This window comes from Rufibacter ruber (assembly GCF_014138425.1).
Lineage (GTDB): Bacteria > Bacteroidota > Bacteroidia > Cytophagales > Hymenobacteraceae > Nibribacter > Nibribacter ruber_C.
Genome location: NZ_JACJIQ010000018.1, coordinates 40,814 through 65,947, shown reverse-complemented (window position 1 = coordinate 65,947; position 25,134 = coordinate 40,814). Strand labels below are relative to the sequence as shown.

Here is a 25,134-nt window from a genome sequence, read left to right as displayed (position 1 = left end):
CCGGGAGGGAAATCCATCACAGGCTATGATAGGTAAATTAATATCTTTTTCCCTGCGCAACCGCATGGTCGTGCTGCTGATAGCAGCCGGTTTATTCGGGTGGGGCCTCTATTCAGTCAGCACTAATAAAGTAGATGCGATTCCGGATTTATCGGAAAACCAGGTAATAGTTTTCACGGAGTGGATGGGCCGCAGCCCTCAAATCATCGAAGACCAGGTTACCTATCCCTTAGTGACGAACCTGCAGGGTATGCCTCAGGTAAAATATGTGCGCGGCGTATCCATGTTTGGCATGAGTTTCATCTATGTCATTTTTGAGGACAAAACCGACATTTACTGGGCCCGCGAACGGGTGTTGGAACGCCTAAACTACGCAAACCGCTTACTGCCCGAAGGAGCCGTCCCTACCTTAGGGCCCGATGGTACCGGGGTAGGGCATATCCTATGGTACACGCTGGATGCCCCTGGCATGGATTTAGGAGAGCAACGCGCCATTCAGGATTGGTACGTGAAGTTCGCGCTGCAAAATGTGGAAGGGGTGAGTGAAATCGCCTCCTTCGGGGGATTTCAAAAGCAGTATCAGATAACGGTGGACCCCAACCAGCTTACCTACTACAATCTATCGGTGCCGCAGGTAATGGCGGCGGTGAGGGCCAACAACAACGAGAGCGGCGGACGCAAATTCGAGATGAGCGACATCGGCTACATCATCAAAACAACCGGGTACCTCAAATCAACAGAAGAAATAGAGAATATCCCTATTGTCACCCAGAATACCATCCCTATTCGGGTAAGTGACATTGCCACGGTGCAGATGACCGGGGAAAGCCGCCTTGGGATTTTTGACATCAACGGCGAAGGAGAAGCGGTGGGGGGCATTGTGGTGATGCGGTATGGGGAAAACGCCGCCGAGGTTATAGCGAATGTGAAGACTAAAATGGAAGAGGTCTCTGCCGGTCTGCCCAAAGGAGTGAAGTTCAACATCGTCTATGACCGGAGCGGACTGATTAATGAATCAGTGAATTCCGTGAAAACCACGCTGATTGAGGAAATGCTGGTGGCCTCCGCCATCGTTTTCATCTTCCTCTTCCATTGGCGCAGCGCCTTGATAATCATCATCCAATTGCCCTTGTCGATTGCCATAGGGTTTATACTACTGAATGCCTTCGATATTTCCTCCAACATCATGTCCCTTACAGGAATCGCCCTGTCTGTCGGGGTGATTGTGGATGATGCCATTGTGATGGTCGAAAATGCTTACCGGCACTTGGCCGAAGCCCAAAACAAAGAAAACCATGGATAAGGAAACGCGTCTTTCAATTATAGAAAAAGCTTCCAAACAAGTTGGTCCCAGCGTGTTTTGGAGTACGATTATCATTATCACCTCTTTTCTCCCGGTTTTCTTGCTGACCGGGCAGGAAGGGAAATTATTCAGCCCCTTGGCTTGGACGAAAACATTTATACTCATTGTGGATGCCTTCGTGGCCATTACGGTTACCCCGGTGCTGCTTTCGCTTTTCCTCAAAGGCAAGTTCAAGCCAGAGAACAGCAATCCTATCAACCGAGGGCTGGAGCGGGTGTATAGCCCCATTTTGCGCTGGTGCCTCAACTGGCGGAAGACCACCATCGGAATTAACATCCTGGCCCTGCTGGTCAGCATCCCCATGTTGCTGAGCCTGGGCTCCGAATTTATGCCGCCTCTGGATGAAAGCTCAATTCTGTTCATGCCAGTCACCCTCCCGGATATTTCCAACTCCGAGGCCAAGCGCATTCTGCAGGTGCAAGATAAGATTATCAAATCCATGCCGGAAGTAGACCAGGTATTGGGCAAGGCCGGGAGAGCCAGTACGGCTACTGACAACTCACCCATTAGCATGATTGAAACTATCATTCAACTGAAGCCCGAATCCGAATGGCGCGATGGTATGACCAAAGCCAAAATCATTGAGGAGCTTGACCAGAAGCTCCAGATTCCGGGGGTGATTAACGGTTGGACACAACCCATCATCAACCGCATCAACATGCTGGCTACTGGTATCCGAACCGATGTGGGGGTAAAGGTGTACGGTCAAAGCCTTGATACCATCGCCACGGTTTCCCAAAGAGTGCGAAACGCCTTGCAGGATATTCCAGGGGTAAAGGATTTATACGTTGAACCGGTAACCGGAGGAAAATACCTGGAAATCCAGACCAGGCGCGAAGAGCTGGGCCGCTATGGCCTTTCTGTGGATGACGTCAATGCCATTGTGGAATCTGCCCTCGGCGGACTTCCCATAGGCAATACCGTTGAAGGCCGGCAACGCTTCTCCATCAACCTGCGCCTGGCTCAGGAGTACCGCAACAGTCTCGACCGTATCCGGCGCATTCCCTTGCAGTCCGGGACGGCAGGCACGGTTCCGCTCTCGGCGGTGGCCGATGTGCGTTTCGTGGATGGCCCTCCTATGATTGCCTCCGAAAATGCCCAGCTGCGGGGAGCCGTACTATTTAATGTGCGGGACCGGGATGTTGGCAGTACCGTGCAGGAAGCCATAAAGAAGTTAAACAGTGAATTCACCGACTTGCCCAATGGCTACCGCCTCGAATGGAGCGGCCAGTGGGAAAATCAGATTCGGGCAAACCAAACCTTGAAAATCATTATACCGCTGGTATTGATTATCATCTTCCTGATTCTCTACTTCTCCTTCCAATCCCTTAAAGAAGCGCTTCTGAACCTGGTCACCATCCCATTCGCCCTTATAGGAGGGGTTTTCATCGTGTACTTCTATGGCATAAATCTATCGGTGGCAGTAGCGGTAGGTTTTATCGCCTTGTTTGGGTTGGCTGTGGAGACGGCTATGGTGATGGTGGTATACCTGAACGAAGCCATGAACCAGATGGTGGCAGATAAAGGCAACACAAATCAAACGATTACAAAGTACGACATCCGGGAGTATGTATTCATGGGAGCCGCCAAGCGCCTGCGCCCGAAAATAATGACGGTTTCTGTTTCGCTCTTCGGTTTGATTCCGGTGCTGTGGGCGACTGGCGTAGGCACGGACGTGATGCTGCCTATCGTCCTGCCCCTAATTGGCGGGGTTTTTACCTCCTCTATCCATATTCTGCTGGTGACTCCCGTGGTGTTTGAAATGACGAAGGAGTATGAATTGAAAAAACACGGAAAAATAGAGATTTACGATGTTAAGCATTAGACTATATACCACGGCCGCACTGCTGCTGATGGGCTTGGTAGCGCAAGGGCAGTCACCGGTACTATCATTGGACTCTGTGCTGCAGCGCATCTCCCTCGGTAACCCGATGCTGCGGGAGTTTGAAAGCCGGGCAAAGGCGCAGAATGCCATGGCAGAAGGTGCCCGTAGCCAGATGGCCCCTATGGTGGGAGCCGGGGTTTTCATGTATCCCTATCCGGGGCAAATGGAGATGGAAGGACAGGATGACGCTATGTTCATGACGGCGGTGGAGCAGGAAATTACAAACCCAGCTAAATTACGGGCTAGGGAAAAATACCAACTTTCCAAGGCGGCAATAGAAGAGGCTGGGCGCGACAAAGCCTTCAACCAGCTGAGAGCACAGGCAAAGACAGCCTATTACCAATGGGTTGTGCTGGAGAAAAAGAAATCTGTGCTGCTTGAAAACCAGCGCATCATGCAATTCATGCTCAAATTGGGCAAAGTCCGCTATCCCTACAACCAAAGTTCATTGGGCAGTATCTACAAAGCCGAGGGCCGGTTAGGGGAAGTGGAGAACATGCTGGTAATGAATGACAGCGAAATTATCAGGATGAACATCCAACTGAACATGCTGATGAACCTGCCCCCGGAAACCCGTTTCCGAATCGATACCACCGCTCAGGCACCAAAACTGACAGTTTTACCGGACACCGCCTATTTAAGCGCCGCCCGTAGCGATATCCGGCAACTGGACCGTACCATCGAATCCATGCGCCTCAACCTCCGGTTGGAGAACATGCAACGCAAGCCGGATTTTGGGATACGCTTTGAGAACATGATGCCGCGCGACAGGATGATGCCCCAGTCTTTCACTTTAATGGGGATGGTATCAATTCCTATTGCCCCATGGTCCTCGAAGATGTATAAATCCAACATCAAAGCCATGGACTTTGAAATCCAAGGGATGCAAAAAGGCCGGGAGAGCCTGTTGAACGAGGCCCAAGCCATGGTGGCCACCATGGCTCAGGAGTTGCAAACCAAGCAAACCCAGGTGCGGAACTACGAAACCAAAATCATCCCGGCTCTGCGCCGCAATTATGAGACCACCATGCTCAGCTATGAACAGAACACAAGCCAATTACCGCTGGTAATCGATGCCTGGGAAGCGCTGAACATGGCCCAGATGGAATACCTCAACAACCTGGAGCAATTGTACCTGATTGGAGTAAATTATGAGAAAGAGCTGGAAAAATAAATTACTGTGGCTGCTGGTACTGCTGCTGCCCTTTTCCTTTACAGGCTGTAATGAAGCCGGGGATGGTGCAGAAGCGGCCAATGACATTCAATACACGTGCCCGATGCACCCGCAGATTGTCCGCGATGAGCCTGGTTCCTGCCCTATCTGCGGCATGGACTTGGTAGCGAAGCAAACCGCAGATGCCCCCGCCATCGCCATTTCCTCGGATTTGGAATATTTGCTGCAACCCGCGAACCAGGCGGTGGTTTCCGGCATAGAAACCGCACAACCTGTTCAAAAGCAGGTACAACAGGAAATCACTATGAGCGGCGTGGTGACCTACGATACTCGGCGGCAGTACATCATCCCGGCCCGGTTTGGGGGACGGATTGAAAAACTCTATGTACAGTTTAATTTCCAGCCTATCCGCAAAGGGCAGAAACTCTATGATATCTATAGCCCGGAACTAGTGACGGCTCAGAAAGAATTGCTTTATCTGCTTGAAAACGACCCGAGCAACTCTTCCCTGATTAATGGGGCGAAACAAAAGTTGCGGCTCCTTGGTGCAACCGCTGGCCAAGTAGAGCAATTAATCCGAAGCGGGCGGGAAACCTATACTTTTTCTGTGTATAGCCCCTATTCCGGTTACGTGCTTGACCCTGCCGTAGCAGCCAGCCCTTCTCCCGTAGCAACCGCGACACCCGCTGCCCCGGCAACGGGCGGCGGCGGCATGGGAGGAATGGGAGGCGGTGCCACGGGAACAGGCAGCAGCGCGTCACCCCCCATACCGAGCGGCGGTTTTTCCATCCGGGAGGGCATGTACGTGAGCACAGGGCAGGCCTTATTGAAAGTGATTGATGCTTCTCAGGTATGGGCACAGTTCAATATGCCTAGCAGCCAAGCCGGGCAACTTAAGAAAGGTACCCCAATCTCCATCACCTTCAACCAGCTGCCGGATAAAACGGTGCAGTCTGAGGTAAATCTGGTAGAACCTGTTTACGAAGCAGGGGAGAACTTCGCACAGGTTCGGGCCTCCCTCCCTGCCGGGAATACATCCACCTTGATTGGTCAGCTAATCACCGGGAAAGTGACATACAACACTGGTATGTCGCTATGGGTACCCAAGGAGGCCGTGCTGGACATAGGTACGCAATCAGTGGCTTTCCTCAATAACAATGGGGGTTTTAAACCTATTAGTGTTCGTATTGGCGGTTCGGCGGATGGCATGGTGGAGATATTATCCGGCCTGAGTGCCCAAGATACGATAGCGGTGAATGCGCAATTTCTGGTGGACAGCGAAAGTTTTATTCGGGTAGCAGATAATAATAGATGAAAAAGACACTAAATATAGCAATAGTCTGGCTCGTGGCTCTTTCCTTAGTCGCTTGCACAAACAAAGATGAGAATGCCAGTTCTGGAGCCGCAGGGGCAGAAACCACTTACACCTGTCCCATGCATCCGCAAATTGTGGAAAGCACCCCCGGTTCTTGCCCGATATGCGGAATGGACTTGGTGCCGGTTAAAGCGCAAACTGCCGCTGAAAAGAATGCCGGAAGCATCATGCTGAGCGAAACCCAAATGAAGCTGGGAAACATAACCACCCGGCCTGTTCAGATGGGGCAGGTAGGAGGCAACACTATCCTTACCGGCAGGCTAGCAGTGAACCAAACGCAGGCCGATTTAATCAGTAGCCGTGCCGCCGGTCGTGTGGAAAGGCTGTATGTCAAAGAAACAGGCCGACCTATCCAAAAAGGCCAACCGCTCTATGACTTGTACAGTGAATCCTTGCTGACGCTGGAGCAGGAATACTTATTGGCCTTGGACCAGGTGAAAGCGTTTCCGGAGGGGAAGCAATTTGCCTCTATCCTTGAGGCTGCCAAAAACAAGCTCCTGCTAATGGGCTTATCAAAAGCCCAGGTAAATCAGATAGCCCGCTCCAGGAAATTAGATGCCCGTATCACGTTCCTGGCCCCAACCTCCGGTATCGTCACGGAGATAGCTGCTGCCGAAGGTGCTTATGTGGCTGAAGGCAGCTTGCTTTACCGACTGAACCGCTTTTCTACCATTTGGGTGGAAGCTGAACTCTATGCGCAGGAAGCAGGGCAGTTACAGGTCGGCACCCCCGTAGTGGTCACGGTATCCGGCGCACAGGCTCCCATTCAAACCAAGATTACTTTCATAAACCCGGAATTTCGCCAAAACAGCCAAGTGGTGGTAGCACGGGCAAAACTGCCAAACCCGAATGGGCAACTGATACCTGGTACCCAGGCTACCATTACCCTTCCTGCTGCGGAAAACCAGGCACTAACCCTGCCACTGGATGCCGTCATACGGGACGCCCGCGGGGCGCACGTCTGGGTGAAAACGGGGGAGAATACCTTCAACTCTAAAATGGTTACCCTAGGGGCCGAAAGCGCCAATCAGGTAGCCATCACCAACGGGTTAAGTCCAAACGATACAGTAGTGGTAACTGGGGCCTACTTACTCTACAGCGAATATTTATTAAAAAATGGCACGGACCAGATGAGCGGTCATAATCATTAAAATTCAAATTAAGACTCAGGAGACCATGCTTTACAATATGCAAAAACCACTATTGATAGCCTTTTTACTGTTCGGTTTTTCGGCCTGTAACTTTCATACCGAAGATGACATGGACGGAATGGATGATATGGGCGGTGGGGAAGGAATGAATATTGATTATCCGGCGGCTTATGTAGTGAATGGGGAATCAAACAATATAGAGGTGCTTAATTTACTTGACCTCTCCCAGAAAGCGCAGATTTCTTTGAATGGGGCCACCTTCCCGCACCACATCAATTTAAGCCCCGATAAAACGAAGCTGGCCGTAGCCATTACCAGTACCGATTTAAGCGGTGGCCATGACTCAGGCGGTATGAGTGGGATGTATGGGTTCAAAGTAATCGTGTTGAATAGTTACACCGGGAAAATCGAAAAAGAGATACTGCTACCCAGAATGCCGCACAATGGGATTTTCAATACGAACGGCTCTGAGTTATGGATTGCCCAGGAGGATGAGCAGCAAAGCCAAGTGTTGGTTTTCAACACCGGTAACTGGAGCCTCAAAAGCACCATCAACGTTGGAAGAGGATTATCCGAAGTCACCTTTTCGTCTGACGGCACGAGAGCCTACGCCGCAAATACCCTAGATGCCACTGTCTCCATTATTAACCCGGACACTAAAATGGTGTTGGCCACCGTGGCGGTGGGCAAGGACCCGGTTGGGGCCTGGCCGGGCGCAAATGGCTTCATGTACGTGGACAATGAAACCGACCAAACCGTTACGGAGATAGCCGTAGCCTCAGGTGCGATTACAGAAACCATTCACCTAGGCTTCAAACCGGGCTACGTGGCATACCACCCCTCCAAACAAGAACTTTGGGTTAGCGATGCAACCAATGGCCAAATCACTTACTACACACAAAACAACAGCCTGTGGGCTCTACAAGGCAATATCGCCACAGGAGCCGATGCGCACGCCATTGCTTTTTCCCAGGATGGCGCAACAGCTTACGTCACCAACCAAGGAGCGGGAACAGTCTCCGTCATCAGAGTATCCGACCATTCCGTTACCGCCACGGTTCCGGTGGGGAAAAAACCGAACGGACTTGCAATCCGGCAATAATATCTATCTCACGAATACTAAACCCGATTTAAAATATGAGACCTTTCAACACCTTTCTTTTCCTGCTGTGCTTTTTATTTATATCCGTTGCTTTAAGTCCCCGAACCGTGATAGCCCACGGCGGGGAAAAGCACAAGGAAAAAGCTAAGACTCCCCAAGCTGACTCCTCCAGACAAGAACCAGAAGATTCTCGCGATACGGTTGTTCTTAAGGACGTTACCCCGGCAGAACATGCGGGACACGTAGCCAATCCAGGGGAAGTACACGCGTCTTTGGCTGACTTTCCGCACATCCATCCCCTGATTGTCCATTTTCCTATTATGCTGCTGATGATTGCGGCGGCCATGCAATTCGTCAATATCCTGTTCCGGAAAAAGGAACTGAATTGGGCGGTGACCATTATGGTACTGGTGGGCTTTGTGACGGCTTATGCCTCCTCGTACTGGTCGCATCCGCACACTTCAGGGCTCTCCGCCCACGCGGAACTCGTTTTGGAGCAGCACGACAAATACGCGGATTACACAGTTTACCTGGCCGGCATTGGGTTAGTGGCCCAACTTCTAAGCGTGCTGGTATTCAAAGGGAAACGCTGGAGCATCGCCGTAGCTGCCGTTATCCTGATTGGTGCCGGGTATGCGGTTAGCATGGCAGGCCATTACGGTGCCCAGCTTGTTCACATTGAGGGCGTAGGTCCGCAGGGAAAATTCCTGGAGCAACACCATTAAGGATATTTATACAAATCGCCTAACAAGTTATCATGATACAGAAAGTAACCATCTATTTTGTTCTTACCGTCTTCAGCTTTTCCTTGATGTTCTGTAACCAGAATTCCAACTCAGAACAAGCACAAGAAAGAGATAATCCGACAACTTCACCCGCCGCCCCTCAGTCGGAAGCAGAGGATGCTGTCACCATAGCGGAACAACCTGAACCCGACACCCTCAAAGGGAGCTTGAAAGCAGTGGCTACAGGGAAAATAGGTTCTGTAAACCTACGAATAGACTACCATTCACCTGCCGTCCGGAATCGGGTGGTGTGGGGCGGTCTGGTGGCTTACGACCAGGTTTGGGTGACCGGAGCCCATTCCGCTACTAGCTTACAAACGGATGGCACTATCGTCATAGGAGGTCAAAAAATACCTGCTGGTCAATATGCCTTGTTCACCATACCTGGTAAACAAGAGTGGACAGTGATATTAAATAAGAAGTGGGAGCAGCATCTGGCAGACGAGTATTCTGAGAAGGAAGATTTAGTCAGACTTTCGGTGCAGCCTGAAACCAGTCAGCATCAGGAACGCCTACGCTACGAGATTAGACCCGAAGGAGAGAAAAACGGGAGTATTCTTATGAGGTGGGAGAAATTGACCGTCTCAATTCCTATTTCCCTTTAGAACATTATTAATCTGCTTTTAGAAGTTAAAGTACCTAAAGCTCCTTCTGCTCTAATCCAGAGCTTCAAATATTTTTATCAATAGTGTAATTTATTATTATGGAACTCCAAACCGATGATACCAAAACCACCATATGCATCAAGAACATGGTGTGTCCTCGCTGCATCCGGATTATAAAAGAGCAGTTAACTCTTCTGAATCTTCCGGTAATTGAGGTTCATCTGGGCCATGTAGATTTGGAGCGTCCATTGGAGCCTGCCGAGAAGGAAAAGGTGAATGAATTCTTAAATGATTATGGATTTGAATTGCTGGAAGAAAGGAAAGCAAAGTTGGTAGAGCAGATAAAAACTTTGATTATTAACGCAGTTCACTATAAGGAAGAAAAAATCACTTCTAACTATTCAACTTACTTGGCCCAGACCATCGGAAAAGATTACAGCACCCTAAGCCATGCGTTTTCATCAATGGAGGGTATCACCATTGAAAAGTACATCATTCTTCAAAAGATAGAGTATATCAAGGCTCAACTAGACTATGAGGAATTGTCTCTGGGAGAAATAGCCTCAAAGTTGCACTACAGCAGCCTAAGCCATCTCTCCAAGCAATTTAAATCTGTCACCGGCTTTACCCCTTCCGAGTATAAAAAACTTCAGCTTAGAGGTCGCCAGACACTTGACCAATTGTACTAGAAATAGAAAAGAACCATGGTTATAACCTAAACATTTATGAATATTCTGTATCTGCTTTCCGGAACTTCTATTTTCATTATTACTACGGTAGACATAATCAAAACTACTCTATCCACAAAAGGGGGAGGTGTGATTACAAATAGAATTTCAAGAGCTGTTTGGAAATTATTTTTCTCAATGTCTGGCCAGAACGGAAAATCCACTGCTTTAGAATTCGCGGGCCCTGCCGTCTTAATAGTGGTACTTCTGGTCTGGATTATTGGCTTGTGGGCAGGTTTTTTTCTTTTGCTTTTATCAGATGGGAACTCCATCATAAACAGCACAACTAGAGAAAACGCTATGGCCTTAGAAAAGCTGTACTATGCCGGGTTTACCCTATCAACCTTGGGGGTGGGTGATTTTGTAGCCTCCTCCAGCAGTTGGCGGATACTCACTAGTTCGATGGCATTCACGGGGCTGGTTTTTATAACAACCTCCATTACATATTTTTTGCCGGTTTTATCGGCGGTAAACCTGCAAAGCAACCTAAGCTTGTATATCAGCAGCATGGGAAGAACACCCCAGGAAATGGTGATAAAGAGCTGGAACGGGGGAAACTTTTCTTCCTTCTTTGATTGTGTCCCGAACATGTGCCAGATGCTTATAAAGCACACCCTTAACCATCATTCCTATCCCATCATTCACTACTTCCACAACAAAGAACCAAAACAGGCCATCATTGTACAGGTAGTGATGTTAGAAGAAGTTTATTATCTCCTTAGACAGGTGGTTTCTACGGAAGTAACCTTAGATGAAGTAAAAATGACCATGTTGCGCACCGCCCTGGATACTTATTTTAGCTTAGTGAAGAAAAACTTTATACAAGAAGAAACCAGCCAAAAGTATCCTCCCTCTCCAGAACTCGCCCCCCTGCTGCAGTCAGGGATTCCAGTTAAACAAGAAGCTAGTATAAACCAAGGCAATGGCCAGCAGCAACAGGATAACCGGAATATTCTCACTGCCCTTTTGGGGAGCGATGGTTGGTCCTGGCAGGAAGTTTATCCGACAAAAGATATTGTTGGGTAACAATTCTTTAAACCCCATAGTGGGCAACGTTTAGCAACCTAATTAACCGCAGTTTTATACTTTAAAATAATAACGCGTTTTGAAGGCTGAAAAGGCAAAAAGCCCTTCAATTGGAAACTCTCCTGGTAGTCCTAAGTAAGAATTATATCATTAATGTAAAGTCTGAAATAGTATGGAAATCATAAAATTCAAAACCACCATGGGTAATCAAAGCGATGTAACGAAAGTTGCCCCCTATCTGGAAAAAATCAAGAGTATATCCAATTGGCAAGTAGATACAGAAACAGAAGAAAATGTGCTGAGTGTTTCCGGCAAAGATTTAAATCCTCAGGCCATAGAGAATGCCGTTCAGGAAGCAGGCTTTCAGGCAGAGATACTTAGGGTAGTGGGCCTAAGCGGGGATGAATTGTAAATCTAAATTGAAACACCCATAAATTTATAAAGGAGAACCTCACTTGAAGGTTCTCCTTTATAAAACAATGTATAGGCAATGAAGTAATTCTTGCTATTGCGGATGCTCCTGCAGCCACGCATCCAACTCCTGCTTTTCCTTTTGCTGCTCATCCATGATTTTCTGAGCCATGGCTTTTATTTCCGATGCCTTCGCCTGAGGCAGATAAGCTTTAACCATATCTATTCCACTTTGGTGGTGCATGCTCATAAGGCTCGCAAAATGATGGTCGGTGGTACCAGCCATATTATGGTTCATGTTGGCCATCATGCTTTTCATGGGCTGCATCATCTTCATGGTAGCAGCAGTATCACCCGTAGCAGATTGGTTGCTTTGAACAAAACTTCTAAGTTTTTCCTGCTCCTCTTTTTGCTTCGGCTGGCTCTTTTTAGCCAAATTGACGAGCATTGTGTCACTGCCATTACTTTCCTCTTCCTGGGCCATCTTAATCGCTCCTTCGTGGTGGGTGGCCATTAAATTGGCAAAATCCACATCCGGATTTCCGGTCATTTTGACCTCCTGCATTGCCGTCATATTCTCGTGCATCAGGTCCATCATGTCATTTGACTTCCCAGCTTCCATGTTGTGGCCGGAATGGTCTTCTGTTTTCTCCATATCGGAGGCCACTTCCGTTTCACCGGAGTTCTGACTACAGGCGGTAAAGAATAAGGAGGCCCCGCAAAGCATTGCCACCCACTTAGAATTAAACTTGTTATTTTTCATAGTTATTGTTAAAGATTAAAAAGTAAATCTTACGGAAAGAAGAAGACATACTGCCGGTAAAACAGAGGTGATTGATATGTATAATGTCACCTTTCGTAGTAGCAGTTTTAAATTTATGAAGAATTTATTCTAGCACAGATATTCACTTTCTCATCCATGGTTCAAGATAACCCTGTTGGAGGTTTGTCTCAGAAAACAGCATCAGAACAATGTTTGGGAATAAATTATTCTTCATCCATTCTTTTCAGGATAGCCTTCATTTCGGCAATTTCCTTCACTTGGGACTTGATAATTTCGTCAGCTAGTTTTTTCAATTCAGGGTCTTTGATATTGGCTTTCTGGCTAACCATGATGGCGGAAGAGTGATGAGGAATCATTGCCTTCATGTATTGCTCATCAGCGACTAAGACTTGGTTTCTTAAAAAGAACAAGGCCCCAACAAACACTACAGCGCTTGATGCATAAATTATCATGTTTAACTTTTTATCTTCATACATGTTCCGCATCATCAATAACATTACCACGGCCATAGGCGCTACCATCAATAAGGTAGTATAGACCCTTGTAGCACTTAGATAAACATGTTCTACTTGGTCTACATTTAAGAACATTACCGCGTACATGATTACAAACGAGACTGTTAGCATGTAAAGGAACTTCTTATAATGGTTGCTTTTCATTTGGAGTAGTTGTTTTAGCCTGAATTGTGTTTTGCCAATTCCCAATCGCCTCTTTGGTGTATAGCTTATTGTAGCACAATATATTAGAATACAGCTATACTCTTTGGATAAGCGTTTTATACGAAGCGCTCAAAGACTAGTTATTTAGGGCAGATAGAGCAAAAAGGATTTAAAATATCTGAATTTTGGTTTTCGAGCCAATAAATGCCCATAAATAGGGAGGCAGGAGATAGCCACTATATTAATATGCATTATTATATCAGTCTTTTCTTAAATTATACAAATAGTTTCTCTCATCATTTAACCCTAGAAAACACATAGGTATTTTATTGTGTCACATTACTTTATAAGTGAATCTTTTACTAATCAATATAATTGGCTTAAGTATCATAAGGCTCCTATGCCCCTGTTGATGATGGTGATAAAATATTAAAAGATAAAGCATCTTTTATCGGTGGTGCCTTGACAGTAAAGGTTCTCGGAAAGGACAGTAATACCCAAATTATATAAATCTAATCAAGGATAATTAAAAACATATATCCCCCTAAAGTGTAAAACTATAGAGTTCACATAATTAAACAACCTAACTAATTACTACTATGCACAATTCTCAATATCAATCCGTTATACAAGCCCTTAATGCTTGTGCTGCTGCCTGTGACCATTGTTACGATGCCTGTTTACAGGAGCAGGATGTTAAAATGATGGCCCGTTGTATTCGCCTGGACCGAGATTGTTCCGACATCTGTAAGCTTACTGCCAGCGCACTAGCCCGCAATTCAGAAGTAGCTAAAACACTGTTGCAAGCCTGTGCCGACATCTGCCGGGAATGTGGAATCGAATGCGCAAACCATAAACACATGCAGCATTGCTTAGAGTGTGCAGAGGCTTGTAAAGCCTGTGAAGAAGCTTGCCGGAGCGCACTTTAATAAAATCTTAGGTACGACAAAAGACGTCTCTCCTTCATTGGCAGAGGCGTTTTTTGTCGTTTATAATAAGTCCTTTATGATAAAATCACCCCCATTGGTTGCAGTACTGGTAATATTACTATTACTGTGTGGGAACGAAACAAATGCCCAAACCGATACCGTTACCTATCACATCTCCATTAGCCAGAGAAATGTAAATATTGCTGGTAAAGAGAGTATGGGCTTAACCATAAACGGGTCTATCCCAGGGCCTACGTTGCGGTTTCCTGAAGGAGGCTACGCTGTGATATACGTAAAAAATGAGATGAATGTGGAAACTTCAGTGCATTGGCATGGCTTGCTGCTGCCTAATTTCCAGGACGGTGTCCCTTACCTGACCACACCTCCCATTGAACCAGGCAAAACCCTCAAATACGAGTTTGCCTTAAGGCATGCGGGCACCTATTGGTACCACTCCCACACCGGCTTGCAGGAACAGTCTGGCGTATATGGTTCCATTGTTATCGAACCCAAAGAAAAAACGTTGGACTACGCCCGAGATTTTGTCGTGGTTCTGTCTGACTGGACATATGAGAAGCCAAAGAATGTCTTGAAGAACCTGAAACGCGGGCTAGAAATCTATGACATACAGAAAGGTACGTCAACCCCGCTGGGCATGGTCATAGCAAGGGGTGCCTTGGGGGCACAGCTTAATTTCTGGCGACAACGGATGGAAGGGGCCGATATAGCAGATATTTACTATCCTGCTTTCCTTACCAACGGTCAACCTGTGCAGGAATACCCGGAGTTTACACCGGGAGAGAAAGTAAGGCTACGCATTATAAATGCCGCCGCCTCCAGCCAATTCTGGTTGACCTTCGGCGGAGAAGAACCGCTGTTGGTAGCCGCCGATGGTTTGGATGTAATGCCTGTGCAACGGAACAAAACGTTTATTGCCGTAGCTGAAACCTATGATTTCATTGTCACCATTCCGCAAAACGGTAAAATGGAGGTAAGGGCTACCGTGCAGGATGGCTCCGGCCAAACAAGCGCCTTCTTCGGGCAAGGCAATACCCTTAACGCGCCAGATGTGCCCCGGCCAGATAAAGTAGCCATGATGCAGCAAATGGCCGGGATGAACATGAGAATGGGGGCTCCTGCCTCCAAGTTCAATCCGGGCAAGGAAGAAGCTGTTGAAATGATGAACAAGTGGGGGATGCAGATGGAAGGAGAAATGGCCATGGGGCAAATGGGCGGAATGAATCACGACCCGGCTAATATTGGCAAGATGCAGAAAGGGATAAAAGATGAGATGAGTAGTTCTAAAGATTCTCTTGCCGCCTCTAAAACAAGCCATGATAACATGCCCCACCAGGGAGGGAACCGGCAGGCAAACAAGATGGAAATGGAAAAAGCGGGGGAGAAAATAAAAATGGATTCGGTGTCCGCTGGTGGAATGGACCATTCCGGAATGGAACATGGGAAGAATACTGCCCCCATGAGAAAATCAGCCAAAAGCTCCGGAATGCCTATGGCAGGGATGGGTCAGGAAAGTAGCGAGCAAGGCATGCCCGGCATGGGCATGTTTGCTGAATACAACTATGATTACTTAAAATCGCCGGAGAAAACAGATTTCCCAACCGATAAAACGGTTAAGCAAATGGTGCTGAACCTAACCGGTAACATGGTGCGCTACATATGGAGCCTGAACGGAGTGCCATTAAATGAAGCGGACAAAATAAAAATCAACAAAGGCGAAGTAACGCGCATTACCCTTAACAACCTGACCATGATGCACCACCCCATGCACTTGCACGGGCATTTTTTCAGGGTTATCAACGGGAACGGGGAATATTCCCCTTTGAAGCATACCGTAAACGTGGCTCCCATGCAAAAGGTAGTCATTGAATTTGATGCCAATGAGTACGGCGACTGGTTCTTCCACTGCCATGTCCTGTACCACATGGACGCGGGCATGGCACGGGTCTTTAGTTACGGTACCCCCAGGGACGAAAGGCTGGAACGCTATCCTCTATCTATCCTCACAAACAAAAGCAATCATTTTTTTACCTGGGGTGTCGTTGACGCAGCCTCCCACATGACAGAACTCAACCTCGTGTCTTCCAACATAAGGAACCAGTTTGTTTTAAACGCAGAATACGGCTGGAATAAGAACCTGGAAGCAGAGTTTACCTACGGGCGGTTCCTATATGACTACCTAAGTGTTTTCGGAGGTGTCAACGTGGAAAACGAAGAGGAAAATAGCCTTGATGAAATACAACCCACGGCCATAGTAGGCTTCAGGTACCTTACTCCGTACCTTTTTAACCTGGACGTTCGGATTGACAACAAACTCCGTCCCCAGGTAAGCTTAGCCCGAGAGGTACTTGTATTTCCCCGGACTTTCCTGTTCGGAGAGTTTGAATACCAAGCTGACTTTGGTTGGGTAAATGATACGCAAGAAGGCAATATAGGCAGCGGCAAGGGTTACACGAAGGAAATAGTCTGGAGGGTAGGTTCTGAATATCTTATCTCTAAAACGTTCTCGCTTATGGCAAACTATGATAACAGGTTTGGTGCGGGAGGAGGATTGACCGTAAGGTTTTGAAGGGAAAGTCTTTAGTGACTATCAGCAGTTTTAGGGGAAACTATAATGGCTGTATAAAAAGATAACAATAGTCAATCGGTTTTTTCAGATGAACAAAATAATATAACGCTTTTTCAAAATTATGTCACACAATATCCTAAGTCAATGGTATTTTTATGATAGAAAGCTAAGTGCCTAAATGAGTACTTATGCATAGGTCTTGATTGATAACCAAACAATAATTGAAAGATTATGGAAACTCTGAAATTTAAAACCAATATCAAATGCGGTGGATGTGTAGCCACTGTTACTCCCTTTCTAAACAATGAAAAAAGTGTTGAGAAGTGGCAAGTAGACACTAATAACCCTGATAAAATTTTAACTGTCGAAGGAAGTCCCGTAAGCGAGCAGGAAGTAGTAGAGGCGGTTGAGAAAGCTGGCTTCAAAATAGAGCCTCTTCAATAGAAGAGCAAAAATAAAGGGGTAATCTACAAAGTTACCCCTTTATTTTTATTCCGAATCTTCCTGAATTTAACCCGTAAACTATGGACCACTCCCATCATAACCACCATCCAAACAACGAAAGGAATTCTAAAGGCACCGAGGCAGCGGACAAAATAGCCGAGAAAACCTTACATGCCCACAACCGAGCAATGCCTCATGAGGGACAGTATCCTTCTGGCCATGGAGAACACGGTCACGACCACCATGCCATGATGATTGATGATTTCCGGAAAAGATTTTGGGTTTCCCTTGTGCTGTCAGTACCGGTAATCATCATTAGCCCGATGGTACAGGATATTTTGGGTTACCGGCTGGAAATACCCTACAGCATGTATATCGCCTTTGTCCTGTCTTCTGTAATTTTCTTTTATGGAGGATGGCCATTCCTGACAGGCTTTAGGGATGAGGTAAAGAAGGGGGCTCCCGGCATGATGACTTTGATTGCAATTGCAATAACGGTGGCTTACCTCTACAGTACCGCCATCGTCTTCGGATTGGAGGGAATGGATTTCTTCTGGGAGCTGGCCACCCTTATTGTAATCATGCTATTGGGCCATTGGATAGAAATGAAATCTGTTCTGGGGGCTTCCCGCGCTTTAGAGTTATTAGTAAGCCTTATGCCATCTGAGGCGCATGTCATAAGAGGAGGAGAAACGATTAATATAAGGATTGATGCATTACAAAAGAATGATTTAATACTTGTAAAGCCTGGGGAGAAAGTCCCGGCCGATGGGTTTATAGAGGAAGGGGAAAGCTACATAGATGAAAGTATGCTCACCGGCGAAAGCAAGCCTGTACAGAAGAGTAAGGATGACAAAGTAATCGGGGGCTCAATAAATGGCAATGGCTCCCTGAAAGTAAAAGTGCAAGGCACAGGGGAGGAGAGTTACTTGAATAAAGTAATAAACTTGGTGCAGGAAGCACAGAAAACAAAATCCGATACGCAACACCTCGCCGACAAAGCAGCCCGCTGGCTGACCTACATTGCCCTTTTCTCCGGATTTACAACTTTTGCCGTTTGGCTATTGATTGGTGCTGAATTGGCTTTCGCCTTGGAGCGGATGGTAACCGTGATGGTAATTTCTTGCCCCCATGCACTGGGCTTAGCCGTACCTTTAGTAGTTGCTATCTCTACGGCAATTTCCGCTAAAAATGGCTTGCTTATACGAAACCGGACGGCTTTTGAGAATTCCCGCAAGATAACCACGATTATCTTCGATAAAACTGGAACCCTTACCCAAGGCTCCCACCAGGTGGCCCGGATTGTTTCATTCAATCCCGCCTTCCCGGAAAAAGAGTTGCTGCGGCTTGCAGCTGGGGTGGAGCAAAATTCAGAGCATTATATTTCTCAGGGTATCATAATACGGGTTAAGGCCGAAGGTATCTCCATTCCTACCGCCGAAGGATTTAATTACCTACCTGGAAAAGGTCTGGAAGGAACAGTAGAAGGAAAATCAGTAAAGGTAGTTGGCCCAAATTACATTAAAGAGTTTAGCATTCAGGTTCCTGAAAGCGATGCGGAAGAAGAGGTGGAAACGGTTGTTTATGTATTGATAGATGGAACGGTAGCTGGCTTTATTAGCTTGAAAGACCAAATACGCCCGGAATCAGCGGAAGCAATAGAAGTCCTGAAAAGAAACGGCATTAAAAATCTTTTACTCACCGGTGATAATGACCGGGTGGCAAAGAGTGTCAGTGACACGTTGAAAATGGATGGATTCCTAGCCAATGTGCTGCCCCATCAAAAACAGGAAAAGATAAAGGAATTACAGGATAAAGGCGAATTTGTGGCTATGACCGGCGATGGTGTAAATGATGCACCTGCATTGGCGCAGGCAGACGTAGGCATTGCAGTAGGTTCCGGAACAGATGTGGCCGCTGAAACCGCCGATATTATCTTAGTGAACAGCAACCCAAAGGATATTGCTTCTCTGATTCTCTTTGGCAAGGCTACCTACCGCAAGATGATTCAGAATATCATCTGGGCCACTGCCTATAATGTCATAGCCCTGCCTTTGGCCGCAGGTGTTTTATACAACCAAGGAATCATGGTATCACCAGCCATTGGAGCCGCATTGATGAGTATGAGCACAGTTATTGTTGCAATAAACGCCCAATTGTTACGGAATCAAATCAAAAGCCAATAAGATTTAAAAGCCTAGTGTCTGCCGGTCTGACAAGCACTAGGCTTTTACAATTGGAAAACGCATTATAAAATTATAGCTGCTGTGCTTTCAAACGCAGGCTGTTAGCAACTACTGATACCGAACTCAGCGCCATCGCCGCCCCGGCAATCATAGGGTCCAATAAGAATCCATAGAACGGATAGAGCACGCCAGCTGCAATCGGAATGCCAACGAGGTTATAGATAAAAGCCCAGAATAAATTCTGCCGGATGGCATTCACGGTTAACTTAGATAACTTCAGGGCCTTCGGTAACAATTGCAAATCAGAGGTAATGAGAGTCATCTTGGCTACGTCAATGGCTATATCCGAACCTTTCCCCATTGCGATGCTTACATCTGCCTGCGCCAGTGCCTGAGAGTCATTAATCCCGTCCCCTACCATCCCTACGACTTTGCCTTGGCTTTGAAGAAGCTTTACAAAATCAGCCTTTTCGCTTGGCATTACCTCGGCTTGGAAATGCTGAATCCCTACCTGCCGGGCAACTGAAGCCGCCGTTCGGGCATTATCACCAGTCAGCATATAAACCTCGATTCCCCTTTGCTGCAGTAATTCAATCGCCTTAGCTGATGTCTCTTTCACTTTGTCGGCAATGGCCAAGATAGCCACTGCCTTCCCATCCTCTGCAAAATAAATCACGGTTTTAGCTGCCTCTGCCCAATTTTCGGCCAAACTGGATAGGTCACTTGAAACCGATATTTCCTCTGCAGCCATGTACTTGGGGCTACCCACTAAGTAGGTGCGCCCCTCCCAGCTTGCCTTCACACCTTTTCCGGTTACGCTATCGAACCCATCAATCGCCACAGACGGGACAGCGCCATCCCGCAGGTGGCGGGCTACGGCTTCCGCTAAAGGGTGCTCAGACAACTGTTCCAGGGAGAAAAGTACGGATTGCAGTTCTTTGTAACGTGGGCGGGCTTCTTCCACCCAGAAAACATCCGTTACTACTGGCCTCCCTTCGGTAATGGTGCCGGTTTTATCTAGAATAAGAGCATTCAGGCGGTATGCCTGTTCCAAGCTCTCGGCATCTTTTATCAGGATACCATGTTCGGCTCCCTTCCCTACCCCTACCATGATAGCCGTGGGGGTGGCTAGACCCAATGCGCAGGGGCAGGCAATGACCAACACTGTTACGAAAGCCAGCAATCCTTGTGAAAGACCACTGTCACCGCCTAAAACCAGCCAAGTAACCAAAGTGACAAGAGCAAAAACAAACACAACGGGCACGAAAATTCCGGCTATTCTATCGACTAATTTCTGCACCGGGGCTTTGGAACCCTGAGCATCCTGCACTAATTTGATGATTTGCGCTAAAAGAGTCTCACTGCCCACCTTTTCAGCCGTAAAGCGGAAGCTGCCTTTTTGGTTAATTGTTCCGGCAAACACTTTGTCTCCCATTTTTTTGGAAACAGGCACCGGCTCCCCGCTTATCATGGACTCGTCAACATAAGAAGAGCCGGAGGATACTTCCCCGTCTACCGGTACTTTTTCGCCGGAACGCACGAGAAGAACATTTCCTTTCTGAATAATTGAAATGGGCACTTCGCGTTCCTGGTCTCCCTCAATAAGCCAAACTGTTTTAGGCTGCAACCCAATCAGTTTTTTAATCGCTGAGGAGGTACTGGATTTTGCCCGCTCTTCCAGCAATTTGCCCAGCATGATAAAAACAATGACAACCGCAGCCGCCTCAAAATAAACGTGGGGATGTAAATTCCGCGCATGCCAAAATCCGGGATTTACTGTATTGAAGACACTAAAAGCAAAGGCAGTGCCGGTACTTAGAGCTACCAGCGTATCCATGTTGGCCTTGCCATGGCGGGCTTGCTTGAAGGCATTGATAAAGAAATTTCGCCCAAACACAAACAATACCGGGGCGCTTAAAGCCATCATTATCCAATTGCCATAAGGCATATCCATAAAGAACATCCCGATAACCACCACAGGCAGCGTAAGCAGGCCTGCTAAAAGGGTATTTCTCTTGAGATCCCGGTAATGGTTCTGCTGGGTTTGCTCTTGAATCTCCTGGGCATTCTCGGCATCTATTATCAAATCATACCCGACCGATTGAAGTGCCTTTTGCATATCCGTTACCTGTACCTTTTCCGAATTATAGGTAACCTGTAAAGTCTGAGTCGCAAAGTTGACATTGGCCTGGATAACACCCGGCGTACTGGCAACCATAGATTCCACACTAACTGCACAGGCTGCACAGGTCATGCCGGTGACTGGGATGGAAACTTGGCTAATTGTTTCATCCGCAATTCTTTCAGGAATTATGGAGGTATCAGTATAATTCTTCATATCTCTAATCTCGTATTAATTGAATACGAAGTTAAAGCAGCGTTTTCTCTAACCTGTTACAGAATTTAAGGAAAGAATAACATGATTCAGCCAGTAACTTATTAATATGGTTAATATATTAGCTCGCTTGAAGCTGTGCCTCTAATCATAAGACTCAGTTAATTTCATAGCATGAAACAGCTGACATAATAAAGTGTACAGAATTTTCCTTAATATATATAGTTGCAAAAAGCCTGTTCTTTCGAACAGGCTCAACCGATAACAGGAGACTAGTCTACTACCGGTTAATATGCCCATCAGATTCTCACCTTTCCGATGTAACATAAAACTTAATAGCCATTCTTACTTTATCCTGGTAAAATCAAAAGTGGGTACGGGGCATGGCGGATAAAATGAGCAATGGTGCTTTCATGGAAAAGCTTCTCTATGAAAGTGCGCTTCCTCGAAACCAAACTCAATAAAATGTCCCCCTTATTTTCCTGTAGGTAACGGCTAAGCCCGGCAACCACATTGGCATCTGATACCCATTTCGTCTCCAGTTTATCCGTATCAAAGGAAAGTTGATTGTTTATGACCTGGTTTATATGGGCAGCCCTGTGCTCATTCATTTCCGCTGATACATGAACTACTTGAATTACCGGCTGCAAAGCCTCAACCATCTCACTCAGAATAGTAGATGGAAAAGCGAACTCCTTCCCATCTAAACCAACAACTAACTGCCTTGGAAATGCATGTACTTTGATAACTTCCGGTACTACGAGCAGCGAAAGATTTTCCAATTTCAACAGATGAAGGGAGGTGCTGTCCACCATTTCATCCGGGATATCCTCTGTATAGCATTTCCCTATTACTACTAAGGGATTGTTTAATGACTGTAGATAAGCCGCTAACTGACCTGCCATTGAACCGGTAAGCAAGACTGGCTCAATGGTAAGTTCATTACCAAATTTATCGCATCTCTTCTGCAAAGCAGCCTCTTGCTCCTCACTGGAGGAGATGGGAAACTTATCATCGAAATACTTGGAATAAGGGGCTGCCTCTACAAAATAATTTGCATCTAAAATGGAGTGCTGCCAGATATGCACCAATTTTATTGTAGTCGGTACTTTCTTAGCTAACGAAACGGCATAATGCAAAGCGTTATCTGCTGCCGTAGAGAAATCCGTCAAAACAACTAAATCAATCATAAACACAGAGGTTACAGTTCAATCATTTGCTTTGCGGAAGCGGTTCAGAGTAAGCGTCCGTTCCGTAATATTTTTTCCGGAACCAAAAAGCCAGGTTCACTAAGCCAATCAAAGCAGGAACTTCGATAAGGGGGCCAACCACCCCGGCAAAAGCCTGCCCAGAATTCAACCCGAAAACACCGATGGCTACGGCAATCGCCAGTTCAAAGTTGTTACCGGTAGCAGTAAAGGCCACAGATGCATTTTGCGCATAATTGGCACCCAGTGCTTTGCCCATGTAGAGGCTTACCACGAACATGATGGCGAAATAAATCACCAGAGGAATGGCAATTCTTATCACATCCATCGGTATGCGCACGATAAGATTACCCTTCAGGCTGAACATCACCACAATGGTAAACAGCAAGGCAATTAAGGTTATGGGGCTGATAGCCGGAATGAAAACAGTATTATACCAGATATCCCCTTTCATGCGGCGTAAGAAAAAGCTGGACAGAAAGCCCATCAGAAAAGGTACACCAAGGTATATTCCTACACTTTCGGCAATAGCACCCATGCTTATATCCACAATCTCACCTTCCAGGCCAAACCAGGTAGGAAGAACGGTAATAAAGACAAAAGCGAAAACACTGTAAAAAAGCACCTGGAAGATACTATTGAAAGCCACCAAACCGGCTGCATACTCCCGGTCGCCTTCAGCCAGTTCATTCCATACCAGTACCATTGCGATACAACGCGCCAAACCTATCAGAATGATTCCCACCATATATTCCGGATAGTCCCGCAGGAAAATAATCGCCAGGAGAAACATCAGAATAGGCCCAATTATCCAGTTTAAAACCAGAGAAAGTGTGATGACCTTCACATTTTTGAATACCCGCCCTAGCTGCCCGTATTTGACTTTGGCCAGAGGTGGGTACATCATTAAAATCAGACCAATGGCAATAGGCACATTAACCGTGCCTACCTGAAAGACATTTATCACGTCTTCAGTCCCTGGATATACATAGCCGATTAGAACCCCGATAGCCATCGCTAAAAAAATCCACAGGGTCAGAAATTGGTCCAACCGGGAAAGCTTTTTCCTCTTATCTACTGTACACTGACTCATTACTTATATATATAAATGAAATTCATTATGCCGTCCGGAGCATACCGGCGAACTCGTTAGGCAATGGGCTGGCTTCTACCGCCTGAGCCGATTTCTCCACATCATAGGCAACCCGGACAAACTCAACCTTGATGCTTTCCGGCTTGGACAAATTACTCTCCGGGGTCAACTCAAGGATGACATAGCAGCTGCGGGGGTCTCCGTCCTTTGGCTTGCCCACTGAACCGATATTGATAGCATGACGGTAGCGGGTCTGCCCTTCGTGCTCATAAGCCATCGCTCGGTGGTATGGTTTATGGGTATGGCCAAAAAACATGATGTCCGCCTGGGCATCGGCAAACATATGCAGGAAGCTTTTCTCCGGGCGGTCCTCAAATAGATATTCGTTTATCTTGCGCGGACTACCGTGTACTAACAAGGCTTCTATTTTATTCTCAACCTTTGAATCCTCCATGAAAGTCAACCGGATATGACGCGGCAGCATCCTTAGATATTGCCGGGTTTCATCTGTCACGATGCTATTCGTGAAATCTATAGACTGTTGCCCCAGTGATTTTTCTGTATCGGTTTTATAGGCGCAGCCACAGTTTGGGCTGGCTAGCCCTACTCCTTCATCATAATTTCCGGCAATAGTCGGGATTCTCCGTTTCCGAATTTCAGCGACTACTTCATTGGGCCAGGGAGCATAGCCCACTAGGTCTCCTAAACAATAAATGGAATCCAGGTTCCGCTTATCCATATCGGCAAATACGGCTTCCAAAGCGGTTAAATTCGCGTGTATATCACTAAAAAGGGCTATTCTCATTGTAGTTATCGGGTTTTACTTTGCAATTGCAGTTTTATTTAGAATGTGGTCAGCCACTAACTGCTGGCTGTAAACTTTGATTTGGTCCCGTACCTGGCCAAAAGCAGCTTTAACCTCTTCTTCCGTTCCGGTAGCCTTTGCCGGGTCAGTAAAATTCTGATGGAAGCGGGTAGCATTAGATGGGAAATAAGGACAATTTTCCTGGGCATGGTCGCACACGGTTATGATATAATCAAAGGGAACGAGTTGGTATTCATCAATGTGATTGGAAGTATGGCCTGAAATATCGATGCCACCTTCGGCCATCGTGGCAATAGCCTGCGGGTTTACGCCGTGGGTTTCAATGCCGGCGCTGTAAATATTGGCCTGACCTTGGGCAAAATGCCGCAGATACCCTTCGGCCAATTGGCTGCGACAGGAATTTCCGGTACAGAGAACAAGTATGTTTTTCATAATCAGATATTTGGTTTTGGATATACTGGCTACCCCAAATCGAATA

At 46.7% G+C, this 25,134-nt stretch carries 22 protein-coding genes; 15 read left to right on the top strand and 7 right to left on the bottom strand.

Going from position 1 to position 25,134, the window contains the following annotated elements:
- Positions 1 to 25: 25 nt before the first annotated feature.
- The 11 genes from FHS90_RS18320 to FHS90_RS18270 all read left to right on the top strand — a co-directional run bounded on the left by FHS90_RS18320 (position 26) and on the right by FHS90_RS18270 (position 11,606).
- Entirely contained in the window at positions 26 to 1,303 is a 1,278-nt protein-coding gene (locus FHS90_RS18320; protein ID WP_182514115.1) for an efflux RND transporter permease subunit, read from the top strand.
- Entirely contained in the window at positions 1,296 to 3,188 is a 1,893-nt protein-coding gene (locus FHS90_RS18315; protein WP_182514114.1) for an efflux RND transporter permease subunit, read from the top strand. Before FHS90_RS18320 ends, FHS90_RS18315 begins: the two co-directional genes overlap by 8 nt.
- The gene (locus FHS90_RS18310) at positions 3,175 to 4,422 is read left to right on the top strand and encodes a TolC family protein (RefSeq protein WP_182514113.1); all 1,248 of its coding nucleotides are present in this window, start codon (positions 3,175 to 3,177) and stop codon (positions 4,420 to 4,422) included. Before FHS90_RS18315 ends, FHS90_RS18310 begins: the two co-directional genes overlap by 14 nt.
- Positions 4,400 to 5,737 (top strand): heavy metal-binding domain-containing protein, encoded by a 1,338-nt coding sequence (locus FHS90_RS18305; RefSeq protein WP_181307971.1) that lies wholly within the window; start codon positions 4,400 to 4,402, stop codon positions 5,735 to 5,737. The genes FHS90_RS18310 and FHS90_RS18305 overlap by 23 nt, the downstream gene beginning before the upstream one ends.
- Positions 5,734 to 6,948, top strand: a complete 1,215-nt coding sequence (locus FHS90_RS18300; RefSeq protein WP_182514112.1) for an efflux RND transporter periplasmic adaptor subunit — start codon at positions 5,734 to 5,736, stop codon at positions 6,946 to 6,948. The genes FHS90_RS18305 and FHS90_RS18300 overlap by 4 nt, the downstream gene beginning before the upstream one ends.
- 37 nt (positions 6,949 to 6,985) lie before the next feature.
- Positions 6,986 to 8,050 carry a YncE family protein gene (locus tag FHS90_RS18295; RefSeq protein ID WP_182514111.1) on the top strand — a complete coding sequence of 355 codons (1,065 nt, stop codon included), beginning with the start codon at positions 6,986 to 6,988 and terminating at the stop codon, positions 8,048 to 8,050.
- Between the two features lie 35 nt (positions 8,051 to 8,085).
- Positions 8,086 to 8,775, top strand: a complete 690-nt coding sequence (locus FHS90_RS18290) for a DUF2231 domain-containing protein (protein ID WP_246387200.1) — start codon at positions 8,086 to 8,088, stop codon at positions 8,773 to 8,775.
- A gap of 32 nt (positions 8,776 to 8,807) precedes the next feature.
- The gene (locus FHS90_RS18285; protein WP_182514110.1) at positions 8,808 to 9,440 is read left to right on the top strand and encodes a DUF2911 domain-containing protein; all 633 of its coding nucleotides are present in this window, start codon (positions 8,808 to 8,810) and stop codon (positions 9,438 to 9,440) included.
- Positions 9,441 to 9,538: 98 nt separating this feature from the next.
- On the top strand, positions 9,539 to 10,129 hold the full coding sequence (locus FHS90_RS18280) for a helix-turn-helix domain-containing protein (protein ID WP_182514109.1): 591 nt from the start codon (positions 9,539 to 9,541) through the stop codon (positions 10,127 to 10,129).
- Positions 10,130 to 10,165: 36 nt separating this feature from the next.
- Entirely contained in the window at positions 10,166 to 11,194 is a 1,029-nt protein-coding gene (locus tag FHS90_RS18275; protein WP_182514108.1) for an ion channel, read from the top strand.
- A gap of 172 nt (positions 11,195 to 11,366) precedes the next feature.
- Entirely contained in the window at positions 11,367 to 11,606 is a 240-nt protein-coding gene (locus tag FHS90_RS18270) for a heavy-metal-associated domain-containing protein (RefSeq protein ID WP_066834024.1), read from the top strand.
- A gap of 93 nt (positions 11,607 to 11,699) precedes the next feature.
- Here the strand turns inward: FHS90_RS18270 and FHS90_RS18265 are convergent, their stop codons facing one another.
- Positions 11,700 to 12,368, bottom strand: a complete 669-nt coding sequence (locus FHS90_RS18265; protein WP_082893544.1) for a DUF305 domain-containing protein — start codon at positions 12,366 to 12,368, stop codon at positions 11,700 to 11,702.
- 224 nt (positions 12,369 to 12,592) lie between these two features.
- Positions 12,593 to 13,048, bottom strand: a complete 456-nt coding sequence (locus tag FHS90_RS18260) for a DUF305 domain-containing protein (RefSeq protein WP_066834026.1) — start codon at positions 13,046 to 13,048, stop codon at positions 12,593 to 12,595.
- A gap of 599 nt (positions 13,049 to 13,647) precedes the next feature.
- Between FHS90_RS18260 and FHS90_RS22900 the strand changes: the two genes are divergently transcribed.
- The 4 genes from FHS90_RS22900 to FHS90_RS18240 all read left to right on the top strand — a co-directional run bounded on the left by FHS90_RS22900 (position 13,648) and on the right by FHS90_RS18240 (position 19,194).
- Positions 13,648 to 13,977 carry a four-helix bundle copper-binding protein gene (locus FHS90_RS22900; RefSeq protein WP_123132267.1) on the top strand — a complete coding sequence of 110 codons (330 nt, stop codon included), beginning with the start codon at positions 13,648 to 13,650 and terminating at the stop codon, positions 13,975 to 13,977.
- A 76-nt stretch (positions 13,978 to 14,053) separates the two neighbouring features.
- Complete coding sequence (locus FHS90_RS18250; protein WP_182514107.1) at positions 14,054 to 16,564, top strand: multicopper oxidase domain-containing protein; 2,511 nt, start codon at positions 14,054 to 14,056, stop codon at positions 16,562 to 16,564.
- Between the two features lie 231 nt (positions 16,565 to 16,795).
- A complete protein-coding gene (locus FHS90_RS18245; protein ID WP_182514106.1) occupies positions 16,796 to 17,008 on the top strand; it encodes a heavy-metal-associated domain-containing protein in 213 nt (70 codons plus the stop codon).
- Between the two features lie 80 nt (positions 17,009 to 17,088).
- Positions 17,089 to 19,194: a copper-translocating P-type ATPase gene (locus FHS90_RS18240; RefSeq protein ID WP_182514105.1), complete on the top strand. Its 2,106-nt coding sequence runs from the start codon at positions 17,089 to 17,091 to the stop codon at positions 19,192 to 19,194.
- A 70-nt stretch (positions 19,195 to 19,264) separates the two neighbouring features.
- On the opposite strand, the gene FHS90_RS18235 is transcribed toward FHS90_RS18240, so the two are convergent.
- The 5 genes from FHS90_RS18235 to FHS90_RS18215 form a co-directional block, all read right to left on the bottom strand.
- Complete coding sequence (locus FHS90_RS18235) at positions 19,265 to 21,532, bottom strand: heavy metal translocating P-type ATPase (RefSeq protein WP_377047744.1); 2,268 nt, start codon at positions 21,530 to 21,532, stop codon at positions 19,265 to 19,267.
- A 347-nt stretch (positions 21,533 to 21,879) separates the two neighbouring features.
- Positions 21,880 to 22,719 carry a universal stress protein gene (locus FHS90_RS18230; protein ID WP_182514104.1) on the bottom strand — a complete coding sequence of 280 codons (840 nt, stop codon included), beginning with the start codon at positions 22,717 to 22,719 and terminating at the stop codon, positions 21,880 to 21,882.
- Between the two features lie 22 nt (positions 22,720 to 22,741).
- Positions 22,742 to 23,830 (bottom strand): ACR3 family arsenite efflux transporter, encoded by a 1,089-nt coding sequence (arsB, locus tag FHS90_RS18225; RefSeq protein ID WP_182514103.1) that lies wholly within the window; start codon positions 23,828 to 23,830, stop codon positions 22,742 to 22,744.
- A gap of 25 nt (positions 23,831 to 23,855) precedes the next feature.
- Complete coding sequence (locus tag FHS90_RS18220; protein ID WP_182514102.1) at positions 23,856 to 24,635, bottom strand: metallophosphoesterase family protein; 780 nt, start codon at positions 24,633 to 24,635, stop codon at positions 23,856 to 23,858.
- 15 nt (positions 24,636 to 24,650) lie between these two features.
- A complete protein-coding gene (locus tag FHS90_RS18215) occupies positions 24,651 to 25,088 on the bottom strand; it encodes an arsenate reductase ArsC (protein ID WP_182514101.1) in 438 nt (145 codons plus the stop codon).
- Positions 25,089 to 25,134 lie beyond the last annotated feature (46 nt).